The sequence below is a fragment of the Burkholderia pseudomultivorans genome (genome assembly GCF_902499075.1).
GTDB classification, from domain to species: Bacteria; Pseudomonadota; Gammaproteobacteria; order Burkholderiales; family Burkholderiaceae; genus Burkholderia; species Burkholderia pseudomultivorans.
Genome location: NZ_CABVPP010000077.1, coordinates 15297 through 28056 on the forward strand (window position 1 = coordinate 15297; position 12760 = coordinate 28056).

14 protein-coding genes and 1 tRNA gene are annotated in these 12760 nt (G+C 63.5%); 4 read left to right on the forward strand and 11 right to left on the reverse strand.

The genetic code is table 11. From position 1 onward, the window contains the following. Positions 1-147: 147 nt before the first annotated feature. Both BST28156_RS31390 and BST28156_RS31395 read right to left on the reverse strand, forming a co-directional pair. The gene (locus BST28156_RS31390; RefSeq protein ID WP_174904269.1) at positions 148-2097 is read right to left on the reverse strand and encodes an ATP-binding cassette domain-containing protein; all 1950 of its coding nucleotides are present in this window, start codon (positions 2095-2097) and stop codon (positions 148-150) included. Positions 2098-2396: 299 nt separating this feature from the next. Further along, entirely contained in the window at positions 2397-2801 is a 405-nt protein-coding gene (locus BST28156_RS31395; protein WP_060240904.1) for a DUF4399 domain-containing protein, read from the reverse strand. A gap of 208 nt (positions 2802-3009) precedes the next feature. Between BST28156_RS31395 and BST28156_RS31400 the strand changes: the two genes are divergently transcribed. The 4 genes from BST28156_RS31400 to BST28156_RS31415 all read left to right on the forward strand — a co-directional run bounded on the left by BST28156_RS31400 (position 3010) and on the right by BST28156_RS31415 (position 5748). Next, positions 3010-3192 (forward strand): rubredoxin, encoded by a 183-nt coding sequence (locus tag BST28156_RS31400; RefSeq protein WP_006398668.1) that lies wholly within the window; start codon positions 3010-3012, stop codon positions 3190-3192. Positions 3193-3334: 142 nt separating this feature from the next. Further along, positions 3335-3409 (forward strand) — tRNA-Arg (locus BST28156_RS31405). Positions 3410-3572: 163 nt separating this feature from the next. Then, positions 3573-4787: a tyrosine-type recombinase/integrase gene (locus BST28156_RS31410; protein WP_174904270.1), complete on the forward strand. Its 1215-nt coding sequence runs from the start codon at positions 3573-3575 to the stop codon at positions 4785-4787. 262 nt (positions 4788-5049) lie between these two features. After that, entirely contained in the window at positions 5050-5748 is a 699-nt protein-coding gene (locus BST28156_RS31415) for a hypothetical protein (protein ID WP_174904271.1), read from the forward strand. 777 nt (positions 5749-6525) lie between these two features. Here the strand turns inward: BST28156_RS31415 and BST28156_RS31420 are convergent. The 9 genes from BST28156_RS31420 to BST28156_RS35140 form a co-directional block, all read right to left on the reverse strand. Then, a complete protein-coding gene (locus BST28156_RS31420) occupies positions 6526-9387 on the reverse strand; it encodes a DUF927 domain-containing protein (RefSeq protein ID WP_174904272.1) in 2862 nt (953 codons plus the stop codon). Between the two features lie 127 nt (positions 9388-9514). Next, positions 9515-9841: a hypothetical protein gene (locus tag BST28156_RS31425; RefSeq protein ID WP_011545897.1), complete on the reverse strand. Its 327-nt coding sequence runs from the start codon at positions 9839-9841 to the stop codon at positions 9515-9517. A 9-nt stretch (positions 9842-9850) separates the two neighbouring features. Continuing rightward, a complete protein-coding gene (locus BST28156_RS31430) occupies positions 9851-10198 on the reverse strand; it encodes a hypothetical protein (protein ID WP_174904273.1) in 348 nt (115 codons plus the stop codon). Then, positions 10191-10403 (reverse strand): hypothetical protein, encoded by a 213-nt coding sequence (locus tag BST28156_RS31435; protein WP_174904274.1) that lies wholly within the window; start codon positions 10401-10403, stop codon positions 10191-10193. Before BST28156_RS31435 ends, BST28156_RS31430 begins: the two co-directional genes overlap by 8 nt. Beyond that, positions 10396-10698, reverse strand: a complete 303-nt coding sequence (locus BST28156_RS31440; RefSeq protein ID WP_174904275.1) for a hypothetical protein — start codon at positions 10696-10698, stop codon at positions 10396-10398. The genes BST28156_RS31435 and BST28156_RS31440 overlap by 8 nt, the downstream gene beginning before the upstream one ends. Continuing rightward, positions 10691-10867: a hypothetical protein gene (locus tag BST28156_RS31445; RefSeq protein WP_038801779.1), complete on the reverse strand. Its 177-nt coding sequence runs from the start codon at positions 10865-10867 to the stop codon at positions 10691-10693. Before BST28156_RS31445 ends, BST28156_RS31440 begins: the two co-directional genes overlap by 8 nt. 364 nt (positions 10868-11231) lie before the next feature. Next, positions 11232-11516, reverse strand: a complete 285-nt coding sequence (locus tag BST28156_RS31450; RefSeq protein WP_050856985.1) for a hypothetical protein — start codon at positions 11514-11516, stop codon at positions 11232-11234. Next, entirely contained in the window at positions 11516-11779 is a 264-nt protein-coding gene (locus tag BST28156_RS31455) for a helix-turn-helix transcriptional regulator (protein ID WP_174904276.1), read from the reverse strand. The genes BST28156_RS31450 and BST28156_RS31455 overlap by 1 nt, the downstream gene beginning before the upstream one ends. A gap of 137 nt (positions 11780-11916) precedes the next feature. Further along, positions 11917-12429 (reverse strand): DNA-binding protein, encoded by a 513-nt coding sequence (locus BST28156_RS35140; RefSeq protein WP_174904277.1) that lies wholly within the window; start codon positions 12427-12429, stop codon positions 11917-11919. Between the last annotated feature and the right edge of the window lie 331 nt (positions 12430-12760).

Sequence of the window (12760 nt, forward strand, 5' to 3'; positions counted from 1 at the left end):
CGCGGCGTGCGCTGCGCGGCCCGGGACGCGCGGTATTTTACTGGTTCCGCGTGGCGCGCCCTCGCAAGATTGTCGCGGCGGGGCCGGCAGCCGTACGCTCGCACCGCGCGGGCGACCGCCGGCATCGGCGCCGGCGCGGCCCGCGCGTCACGCCGGCTTGCGCTTCGCCTCGAGCGTTTCCCAGCGTTCGAGCGCGGCGAGCAGTTCGTCGTCGATCGCCGCGAACCGCTCGGTCAGGCGCGTGCCTTCCTGCGGATCCTTCGCGAAGATCGAACCGTCCTCGAGTTGCGCGCCGATCGTTTTCTGTTCTTCCTCAAGCGCGGCGATCTTCTCCGGCAGCGCATCGAGTTCGCGCTGCTCGTTAAACGACAGCTTCACCGTGCGCTGCGTATTGCGGCCCGCCGCGCCCTTCGCCGCTTCCTCCTTGACCGGCACGGCTTCCTTCACCGCGCGCTTCGCGGCTTCCTGCTGCGCGAGCTGCTGCGAGCGTTCGCTCTGGATCTGCCAGTCGGTGAAGCCGCCGACATATTCGCGCCACTTGCCGTCGCCCTCGGACGCGATCACCGACGTCGCGACGTTGTCGAGGAACGCGCGGTCGTGGCTGACGAGCAGCACCGTGCCGTCGTAGTCGGTCAGCAGTTCCTCGAGCAGTTCGAGCGTCGGGATGTCGAGGTCGTTGGTCGGTTCGTCGAGCACCAGCACGTTGGCCGGGCGCGCGAACAGGCGTGCGAGCAGCAGCCGGTTGCGCTCGCCGCCCGACAGCGACTTCACCGGCGAACGCGCGCGCTCGGGCGCGAACAGGAAGTCGCCGAGATAGCTCATCACGTGCTTGCGCACGCCGCCGATCTCGACCCATTCGCTGCCGGGGCTGATGGTATCCGCGAGGCTCTTCTCCTGGTCGAGCTGTGCGCGCATCTGGTCGAAATACGCGACCTGCAGGTTCGTGCCGGTGCGCACCGTGCCTTCGTCGGGCTGCAGGTCGCCGAGGATCAGCTTCAGCAGCGTGGTCTTGCCCGCGCCGTTCGGGCCGACGAAGCCGATCTTGTCGCCGCGCATGACCGTCGCCGAGAAGCGGTCGACGATCGTGCGGCCGCCGTAGCGCTTCGTCACGTCGGTCAGCTCCGCGACGATCTTGCCCGACTTCTCGCCCTGCGCGACGTCGAGTTTCACGTTGCCCTGCGTGTTGCGGCGCTCGGCGCGCTCGCGGCGCATCTGCTCGAGCCGCGCGATGCGGCCGACGCTGCGCGTGCGGCGCGCCTCGACGCCCTTGCGGATCCACACTTCTTCCTGGGCGAGCAGCTTGTCGAACTTCTCGTTCTCGACGCGCTCGACTTCCAGCTGCTGCGCTTTGCGCGTCTGGTACGCGGAGAAATTGCCCGGGTACGACAGCAGGCGGCCGCGGTCGAGTTCGACGATGCGCGTCGCGACGCGGTCGAGGAACGCGCGATCGTGGGTGATGAACAGCAGGCCCGCGCGCTGCGCGACCAGCAGTTCTTCGAGCCAGCGGATACCGTCGAAATCGAGGTGGTTGGTCGGCTCGTCGAGCAGCAGGACATCCGGCTGAAGCACCAGCGCACGCGCCAGCGCGACGCGCTTCTGCATCCCGCCCGACAGCGCTTCGACGCGCGCATCGACGTCCGGCAGGCCGATCTGCGCGAGCGTCATCGACACGCGCGTGCGCCAGTTCCATGCGTCGTGCGCGTCGAGCGACGACTGCAGCGCGTTCATGCGCGCGAGCAGCGCGTCGTGCTCGGCGCCTTCCGGCGTCTCCGCGAGGCGGTGCGCGATCGACTCGTATTCGTCGAGCAGTTCGCGCGTATGCGTGAGCCCCGACGCGACCGCATCGAACACGGTCGCGCCGTGCTCGAATTCGGGCTCCTGCGGCACGTAGACGGTCACCAGTTCCTGCTGGCGCGTGACGAGCCCGTCGTCGGGTTTCGCGAGCCCCGCGACGATCTTCAGCAGCGACGACTTGCCCGCGCCGTTGCGGCCGATCAGGCCGACGCGCTCGCCGGCCTCCAGCGAGAAGTCCGCATGATCGAGCAATGCGACGTGACCGAACGCGAGTTGCGCGCCGGTAATGGAATAAAGCGACATGGGGAGACGGCGAAGAGAAGAAATCGGAAGCGCCCATTGTACCGGTGGCGGACGCCGGTAACGGTATGGCCGGATGGACTAGTGGCGTGTGTTGGTGGCGGCAGCGGGGCTGCGCGGGACGGCGGAGGTCGAAAGCGCGGCGGGCGGGCGGCCTCGCCGGGCGGTCGAGATCGGCGGGAACGTGCGTTGCTGGCGCGGTTCGCGCGCTACCCTGGCCGAACGGCGACAGCCGCCCGCGGGGCGGCCGGCCGATTCCCCGTGTGCGCGTGCGGATCGCGCCGGCACACGGGAAAACGCGGTTACTTCACGTTGACCGTAATCGTCGAGCTCATTTCGGGGCCGTACGAGCGATGCGCACCGTCGCCGAACTGCAGCGTCAGCGTGTGCTGGCCCGGCGGCAGTTTCACGTCGGTTTCGGTCTGGCCCTTGCCGAAATGCAGCGAATGGTCGGTCGCCGGGATCACGTCGCCTTTCGGCAGCGGCTTGCCGTCGATCAGCAGGTGATGGTGGCCCGTATCCGGCGTCATGTCGCCGGCCGGCTTGAGGTCCATCCCTTCGAGGCCGAACTTCACGTGCACGGGGCTCGACACCGTCGCGCCGTCCTTCGGCTCGACGAAGAACACGCGCGCTTCGGCGCGTGCGACGGTCGACACGGCCAGCGCTGCGACACATATCGCACCCGCGATCCACTTTCTGTTGAGCATCGTTTTCTCCTTCAGATTGACAGGCCCACGAAGCATACACTGCATGCCCGCCGCGCGCGACGACGCGTGCCGAACGGGCATTGTTCGCGATGCGCACGTTTAAAACGACGTTGCGGCAGAGATCGGCGAAATTCCGGTACTATTGCGCCTTTCGTCCGCCGGCTGCGGCGCGGACGGCATCACCGATCTTTCATCATCTGAACGCGACATGAGCGAAGTCACCGAATACCAGAGCTGGGTCTGCCTGATTTGCGGGTGGGTCTACAACGAAGCGGAAGGGCTGCCCGACGAGGGCATCGCGCCCGGCACGCGCTTCGCCGACATTCCCGCCGACTGGCGCTGCCCGCTGTGCGACGTGGGCAAGGAAGATTTCGTCGTCGTCGATTTCTGATCGCGGCAGGCGGCTGCGGGGAATGCGCGTCGCGTTGGCGTGCATTCCGTCAGCCGATGCGCCGCGCGTTTGCTATACTCTGCGGCGCTGTCCACATCGCCGTCCGGCTGACGCGTTCGCGCGCAAGGCAACGGACATGGCTCTCCCCGTAGTTCAATGGATAGAACAAGCGCCTCCTAAGCGCTAGATACAGGTTCGATTCCTGTCGGGGGGACCAGCCAAGCCCCAAACCTCCCCCAAGATTCACAAGAAATTCCCCGCTCAAGGCCATCTGGCGGCCTTCTCGCGCCCATCGTTACCCAACGTTGCTCAGTGACAGCCGGAGAAAGTGTTGGTATTTTTGTTGGTATCAGCAGATACCAACAACACTGATACCAACAATGCCTCTCACTGACATACAGGTACGGAACGCGAAGGCCAGCGCGGCACCATACAAACTGACGGACGGCAGCGGGATGTTCTTGCTCGTCCAACCGAACGGCGCGAAGTACTGGCGGTTGTCCTACCGCTTCCTTGGCAAGCAGAAGACGCTCGCCCTCGGCGTCTATCCGGCCGTCACGCTCGCGACGGCACGGAAGAAGCGCGACGAGGCCCGCGAGCAGATCGCGGCCGGCATCGATCCGGGCGAGGCGAAGAAGGACGCGAAACGGGCCGCCGAAATTGCGGCAGCAAACTCGTTCGAAGCGGTAGCCCGCGAATGGTTCGACTCGCAGCGTCCGGGCTGGACCGACGGCTACGCGGAGAAGGTGCTTAACTCGCTTGAGGTCGACGTGTTCCCGAAGATCGGCCCTCGCCCGATCATGGAGATCGATTCGCCACAGATGCTCAGCATCGTGCGCGAGGTCGAGGCGCGCGGCGTGCGTGAAACGGCGAAGCGGATCCTCCAGCGCTCTCGCGCGGTCTTCCAGTACGGAATCATGACCGGGCGATGCTCCAGGAATCCGGCGGCCGACATCGATGCGCAGACGGTCTTGAAGAAAGGTCCGGGCGTACAGCACATGGCACGCGTCAAGGCGACGGAGATTCCGCAGCTCATGCGTGACATCGACGCTTACCAAGGCGACCTAGTCACCCGGCTCGCGCTCCGCCTGATGGCGCTGACCTTCGTGCGGACAACGGAAATGATTCGTGCAGAGTGGTCGGAGTTTGACGAGGCCGCCGCAGAATGGCGCGTTCCACCTGAACGCATGAAGATGCGCGACCCGCACATCGTGCCGCTATCGCGGCAGGCACTCGACGTACTCGCCCAACTCCGCGCGCTCAATGGCCACCATAGATTCGTGTTCTACAGCGTGCAAGGCCGGAGCCACATTTCGAACAACACCATGCTCTATGCGCTCTATCGCATGGGCTACAAATCGCGGATGACGGGGCACGGGTTTCGCGGACTGGCCGCTACGGCTCTGCGAGAACTCGGCTTCGGCAGGGACGTTGTGGAGCGCCAGATGGCGCACGCCGAACGCAATCAGGTGACGGCCGCATACGTTCACGCCGAATATCTGCCGGAGCGCAGGCGAATGATGCAGGCATGGGGCGATCATCTCGATCGCCTCAAGGCGGGAGCAGAGGTCGTCCGTATCGCGTCGGCGCGATAGCAAGTCAACATCGCCCCCGCCCTCGCTGCCAGCGACGGCGGGGTGCAGTACAGTTATTTGACGACTCCCGGTGATTGGTCGCCAACTGAACAGAGCCCGTCAGCCAGTGCTTCAGAGCCGACGTAGCTATACAGAGATCGGCGGTCGCTCTTGAGTTAGCAACGTACACTTCTCAGTCCATTCCAATACACTGTAGTAGCTGAGAGTGTCACATGCTGCAAACCCAGCGACACCTTAATTTAATCAGAGCAAAAAATAAAACTTGGATCAGAAAATGAAAATAATCGGGAAAGGACACGAAATAGCCGAAGCCACAAAAGAGCTTCCCATCAATGAATTCATCGATTGCTTTATCAAGGCAGCCATAAATGTCGGCGCACTAGACAATATCCCAATCGCCTCGACCATCGTAGGATTAAGCAAAACCTATCGACGTTACAAAGAGGAAAGATTTAAGAAGAATTTTAGAGGCTTCCTCGATGGCGCCGGGGAAATGTCCGAAGATAATTTAGAGAAGATAAGACAAATATCCTCCTCCCCTGACGAGCCGCATTTTCTCGAAAGTCTCATCGAAACTATAGAAAGCTCAGAATCAGAACAAAAGACAAAAATCCTCGGCGCTGCGTTCAGGAGGTTCATTGATGGGCGAATAGACCGCCCAATATTGGCCGATCAAATTCGCATCACGAAATCAATGTACATTGTGGATATTTTCCACCTCATGCACGGGTACCATAACGACCATTTTCTCGAAGATCGAATTGGTGACGTTTTGGTTAATCATCACATTTGCAAGCGAAGCATTCGCCTTGTGCACGAAGGGAAGGGATTTTTCGACAAAAATACAGAGCCAAACATAAAAATTAAGTATGAAATAACCCCCATTGGGCAGCAATATTTGATAACCCTTCATGCCGCCTATAGAGAAAAGATAGAGGAAAAATATCTCCTGAGCGAATAACCCTCGAAGATGCGCCATTCATCAGCCCCGACTCGCCGAACGTGGACAGCCACATCGCCCCGAATACCCGCTTTGAATCTCTGTTGCGGCACTTGGGGCGACGTCGGCCGGCACCATCGAAAGCTCACATAGCCCAGGTCAGCCGACAGACGGCATCGATTTCGATGTTCCCCACGTGGTTATGCCCCCCTTGCTGCGCACCTCCCACCGATTTCTCAGGGTTGGCATCGCACTGTCGGTCCCCTGCACGTCGGTATGAATATGACCCCCCTTAGGCGCGCCGGGAGTAGGAAAAACACGCGGGTGTGAGCCCCCGCGTGTTTGCCCTAGACGCAGGGTCCCCCGCTTTCCGCCCGCCCCGACACTTACGACGGGCGCAACAATGCCCGATCGGGGCGCATCGCGGACCCCCCTCGAAAGTACGTCTCTGATGCCCATCAAATCCCGGAGAGCCGCGCCCCGCTTGGTTTCGAGGTTGATGGAGTCGGTCGACGTCTGTCCGCTCAGTGCAAAACGAGTTGGAGATTTGGAGATAAACGCCTGAATCGGCCGCAAAGCCTTGCGGGATAAGGCTTCGCGTGTCTCCAAACGATTTGGAGAGCGCTGGAGATACTGGAGATAAACCGGGCTGGATTGTTACGGATACAGCAAGATTCGCGGCAATCGCCGGCCCGGTTCCGTCTGGAGCGGATTGCTCAAAGTAACTTTGGCGCACGGGCCAAAAATGCCGCGCAAAGGAATGCCCGCCACCGCCCTCCCGGACGGCGGCGGCGTCTTTCACAGCTCAAGCGTGAAGATGGACGGCAGCACGCGGTAGACCATGAACTTGCCGTGACCGGGGATGTATTCCTGCCGGTACGGATAGCCGTCGCTACGCGGCATCAGCACGCCTCGCTTCATCAGTGCCTTGGCGACGATCTTGTGATCGAAGCCGGCGCACACGTCCTTGCGAAACACGGCCGCCTCGATCAGGTATTCCGTCTCGACGCTTTCGGCATCGTCGGCGCTCATCTTGCCGCCGAACTCGGCGTAATACTCGCGATCGGAGGCGATGGGCGTGCGCCGCTCGTCGCGCTTCACGTGCTGCTTGAAGCCCGCTCGATGCGGCACGTTCGGACGATGGTCGTCCTGCGCCCGGTTCATCCACACGAAACGGTTGTCGCCGTGCGCGGCGAGGAAATGCTGTACCTGCCGCACGGCTTCCGCCTCGTCCGAGTTGCCAGTGCCGCCGCGCAGTTCGAGCCAGCCTTCGAAGCAACGACGCGCGGCCTCGACCGCTTCGCCCTGCGGCCAGCCGGTCAGCCCGTGCGCCGTGGCCAGCTCGCCGGCCACCGCAACGAGGCAGAACCGCTTAGCGACGCGGGCAACCTGCGAATGCGATCCGTCCGGCACCCATTGCCCGACCAGCTCGTCGACGCGCACGCGCAGATGCTCGGCCAGCTCGCCGGCCTGCGACGACGCCCACTCGATGAACGCGGGGCCGGCCGTGCCGTAGTGCATGCCTGCGTGCCGCTCAAGATGCTCGATCAACGCGGCCGGCGTCGGGAAGCCGTGCAGCTTCTCCACGACGCCCATTTCGCCGACCTCGGCCGGGATCGCGGGCAAGCGCACCTCGATACCGCCTTTCATGGGCTTGTTGCCCTCGGCCATCAGCGCGGACACGCTCTTTTCGCCGTTCGACAGGAACAGCAGCCGCCACGTGAGAACCGGCTTTGCCGAGCCGCTACGCGACGCGCGGGCCTTGCCGGACTCGTTCGCGAGCATGTAGATCACATCGCCGACCAAGCGCGGCTCGACCTGCCCGATTTCATCGAGGATCAGCAGCGCGTCGCTATGCTGCGTGGCGACGGCTTCGAGCGCGTTGTCGGTCGCCTTCCAGCTCCGCACGTAGTCCGGCGAGCCGAACACGGACGCGGCGATGACGCCGCCCGTCGATTTGCCCTTGGACGTCGTGCCGAGCAAGTGAAAGCCGCCCGACTGAAGCCCGGAGAAGTGCAGCAGCGGACCAGCGAAGGCGGTAGCGATGCAGAACAGCAGCCGGCTATTGCCGACGCAGTAGGCCGCAACCTCGCGTTGCCAGTCGTCCAGCGTGCCGCGCTCCTTGAACTGACTCTGGATCGGCGTGTCGGCCTGATAGATCAACGCCTCTTTGCCGGTGCCGATCACGCGATCGGGCAGCACGAACGCGCCGTGATGCCAGCCAACGCGCGGCACGCAGCGCACGCGCTCGTCCGGCTGCGCCATCTGCACATAGTTCGCGATCTGCGTGCGGGCGATCTGCGTGACGCCGAGCTTCACGCCCATGTCGAGCAGCATGCGGCGCAGTTCCGTACCGTCGCCGGCAAAGAGGCCGGCCGGCACCGCCCATCGTTTCAGGATGCCGTCGCGATCCGTGAATTCGAGCAGGTAGCCCCACTCGCTGTTCATCTCGTTTCGCGTCTCGGCAATCACGTCGATTCGCGTGCTGACCCAATGCGGCGGCAGCGGATCGCCCTGATTGTTGAAGCCGTGAAACCACACGCCCTTGTCGTCGACCACGAACCGCGACTTGCCGTCCTGCGCGCGGGCCGTTTTGGGGCGCTTGGTGGGCTTCGCGGCGGCTGGAGCGGGCTTGCCCTTGCCGGCATCCGCCGAGCCGGTCGGCGCGAGCGCAGAGCGCACGGCGGCGGCCACCGCATCCGGGCCGACGTGCGCAGCCAGGTCGTTGAAGTCGGTGCCGGCCGCTGGACGATTCGAGCCGAAGTCGGGCACGGCCACGATGCCGGCGACGGCCTCGGCCGCCGCGCGGGCCTTCGTCACGCCCGGATTGCCCTTCGTCGTGTGGTCGTCATCGGCGCAAACGACGATACGGGCGTCCGGATACTGGCCACGCAGCACCGTCGCGACCGCATGCAGGTTGCCGGCGTCGAACGCGACAGCGGCCGGATAGCCCGTCGCGGCCGCGAGCGTCGCGCACGTGGCGTAACCCTCGCCAATCAGCAGCGTGGACGGCGCGGAAGATAGCGGGCCGCCGATCAGCGAGAAGCAGCCAGCCTTACGGCCGTTCGGCAGATAGCGTTTCTGGCCGTCCGTCAGGACGAACTCCAGCGTCCACAGCTTGCCGTCCGCGTCACGGGCCGGAATGACGAGCGCGCCGTCGCATGCGGCCGTGCCGATGCACAAGCCGCCGCGATAGACGCGCAGCGCGTCGACCGGGATGCGCTTGCGAACGAGATAGGGGTGATCGGCCGGCGCGGGCTCGGCCGCCGACCAGATCGATTCGGCGAGCGCCGACGCGGCTTGCTGCTTCTCGGTCAGTTCGGCCAGCTCGGCCGCTTCGCGGGCCGCGCGCTCGGCCTTCTGCCGCTCGCGCTCCGCTGGATCGACCGGCTTCGCCCGATGCGCGCGCGGATCGAAGCCGCCGAGCTTGGCGAGGTGAAACAGCGTGTTGATGGTGATCTTGCCGCCCTTGAACGACTTCCACACATCGCGCGCGTCCTTGCCGTTGTAGTTCTGCGCGCCTTGGCTCCATTCGTTCCAGAGGGCGAAGCCCTCCTCGCCAAACTCGGCCTTGAGCGCCATCCCCACCTGACTCCACGTGTCGCGGTCGTCGGGCGGAACATAGCCGAGCGCGACTCTCGCCCGCTCGAATTCGGACATGGGTGCGTTACTCATAGGTTCCCACTGGACGCGCGTCGGTCGACTCCCGATTAGTAGTCCATATCGGGCAAGCAGCTACCCGACGCGCGAAGAATTGAATGATGTGGCGATGCCTAGCGGCGCAGCGTCAGCCGGCCGCGCGAGGCACCGACAGAACGGCCCCGCCGGCCGTGACGTCGTTGCTGTAGACGTAGCGGCCGAGCCGCGACTCGCCAAGGGCGTCGTTGGCCGCCTCCAGCGCCGCGCCGATCGACGGCAGGGACGCGCGGAACAGGCTCAGCACAAGCCAGTAGTCGTCATCGGACATGGCCTTGTCGGCCGCCCAATGCAGGCTGTCCAGCAGTTCCATGGCATCGCTGATCCGCGTGCCGATGCGGTTGTGATCGGGGCGATTCACCTCGGCCACGAAGTGCGACGCGAGCGGTTGCACGGCATTCTTGTTCGTCTTTGCCATGGCCGTCCCTCAGTGCGTTGTGCGCGGTTCGCGCGTGACGAGGCCGAGCGCCGCGAACAGATGCTGTTGCACGCGCCCCATCAGGCCGGCCGCGAATGCTTGACGGCTGATCGTCACGCGGTGCGCGTCGACGTCGCCCGCGTCCTGCATGGCGGCTTCCATGCCGCGCGCGAACGCAGCGGCTTGATGCGCCGCGTAGTCGTGCAGCCGCACGTCGCCTTTCAGGTCGAGCCATGCGTCGGCGCAGATCGCGCCCAGGTCGACGGCGAATTGCAGCTCGATCGGTGCGCCGGTATCGAGCGGCGGCGCATTGTCGAATCCATTGATAACCGCGGTTCGCAAACGCTGATCAGTCATGGCACACCTCCGGCTGCGCGGTACGGTGCATTTCGGCCGAATACCGGCTCGCAACGCTTTGCCCCATGTCGACGAGCGCGCGCTCGTAGGTGCCCTCCGCAAGATGCGAACGGACAGCATCGAACAGGGCTTCGAGCTGAGCGAACTGATGGGCCGCACACATGGCGATCATCGTGACTTCGTTCGGCAGGCGGTATTTAGACATGGCGCACCTCCAGAATCGATGCGAGGAGTTGCCGGACATCGACCGCGCAATCCAGCTCCGCTTCGCCGCGAATCGGCGTGAGGTTCCAGTCATAGACGGCTGCATGCGTGAAGTCGCCAGACCGGCGACCGGAGACGCTACGCCCCGAGACAGGGCCACCCAAGATCCGCACGCGCCAATCGTGGTCGGGCGTCGGGCGAGCCGATGCCACCTCAACCAGCATGCCGATACGCGAGCGAGCATCGCATTTCGTGACGATCGCCAGATCGCCAATCTTGCAGCGCAGGTCAGCCATGGCGCACCTCCGCACGAACGAGCGCCGCGATCGCTGCCAGTGCCGCGCCGGTCGCATCGAGCGCGTCTTGATACGTGCTGGCGGTTGCCGCATCGCGCAGCGCTGCGCGGACGATGGATCGAATGAGGTGGGATTGCTGCCCGGTACGGGCGTGCGAGGGCTGGCGCATTGGGTGCGACCTCCGTTTTCGTGGGTACGAACCCGGCCCCCAACGCCAATTGGGGTGGCCGGGCACAAGGCGGAGTTGGCGTACCGGCGAAAACGGAAACCGGCGTGCCCGAAGGCACCCCCGCCAAGGCCCGACCATTGAAGGCGTGCGTTGACGCGCGGACGAAAAAATACCGCCAGATGGCGGTCGTCCGCCGTTTTCAGATTCCGGACGCCAATCCGGGCCGCTGTTGTCTCAGCGACATGCACAGGATACTGCGCACTGCCACGATGCGCAAATCGTTGAAGGGACGGACCAGTGACAGCGACGTCACGCAGCCGACATGCCGCGCCTTCCATCACGGCAAAGTGACTTTGGAACAACGTCATGCCGGGGCCTTCGGATCGAGCATGAAAACCGCGTGCTTGAGGAGTTCGATCGCGCGCTTAGCACGCGATGGCATGCGTTCGGCATCACGTTCAAACACAGTCGCCGCCGCCGCGATCCAGCAAGCTGCCTCGCGCCGGGCTTCGTCAGCGCTGCGCCCGAGCGCGTCGGCGAACCGCTCGCGCTGACGCTCCAACTCGCTCTCGTAGAATGCGGTGTCGGCGTCTCGTTTGGCTTCTCGCGCTGCCACACGCGCGCTCGTCACATTCACGCTATTCGCCATCACGCGCCCTCCTTCACTTCGCATGCCACATCGGCAACGCGATAAGTCAGCGGGTTGGCCATCCAGCGGTGAATCTCTCGATTCGACCAGACGGTGCAGCGCTGCGTCAAACGACTTGCACGCGGGAAGCGTCCTTCCAGCTCGCGCTGTCGGACCGTCTCGCGGGACAACGGAATGAAGGGCCGCAGATCACTCCAACGCGAAAAGCCGTCAAGCGGCAGTCCGACCGGGGCCTGTGATGCGAATGTGTTGCTTGCAGACATTTGTGCTCCCTGAGTATGGCTGTGTCACCATCGACACAACCGGGAGCGTGAAGCACGAAACGCGACCGACGTATCGACAGTCGCGTTTGGCATCGCTCAAAACAAGACTGTCGTTACCTCAATCGCGTTTTGCCGATTCACCCTGCAAGCCAAGTCCGCTTCAATTTGCGCACGTGATCCGCTGTGACGCCGAAGCGGGTCGCAATATCCGAACAAACGTTACGGCCCTGAAAGTCTTCGCCATTGCGCCGACGTCGATTAAATTCTTCGATGATCTTTGAATTTTTCGCACCGGCAAGTCGGGCTGCCTGAGCCGGCTTGATCGCCTTTTGCCTTTCTCGCTTCGCTTGGTCTTGCCGTTCTCGTTGTTCAGCCTGGAGCATTGCAAGATGCGCGAGTGACATGTCGCGCTCTTCGGCGCGCTCGGCAATCTGCTCATGCAAGGCATTGATTCGTTCCAGCAATGCGGATTCGGTTTTACGCCGCGCGTAGAGCACGACGCCTTCCAAAGTGCGGCTGTTGAACAGCTCGTGCTTCATCAGCTCTTGCGCGGTGCGTAGATCTTCCTCGTCAATACACTTGACTAGTAGGCCGGCCAGCAAGGCCATCGCCTCACCTAACGGCACGTCACGCGGAATGATGTCTCGCATCCGCCCAAATGGACTCTCGCCATCCTCCGCAGCAAAGGGCTGAGACGCTCGGTGTTTTGCGTCTGCGGCGGCGAAAGAAAGAATGCTTCTTCTGACACATTGCCTTGCACGCCGTGAACGAAAACCGGCGCGTGGTTTGTGCGTGAGAACTGGATTAGGTGTCTTTGTACGTAGCAATAGCGCACCCTTCTGTGCGGCCTTCACGAAGAACGCCGAGCCAGCCGGTGAAGGTGTCCGGTTTTCGGGTGGCCGCCCTAGCAGGCTGTTGAAAAGCGCCTCATTTTGACGGCCGGGGCACTGTTTAAAAGGGTTTCGTATGCGATTGGCCGTT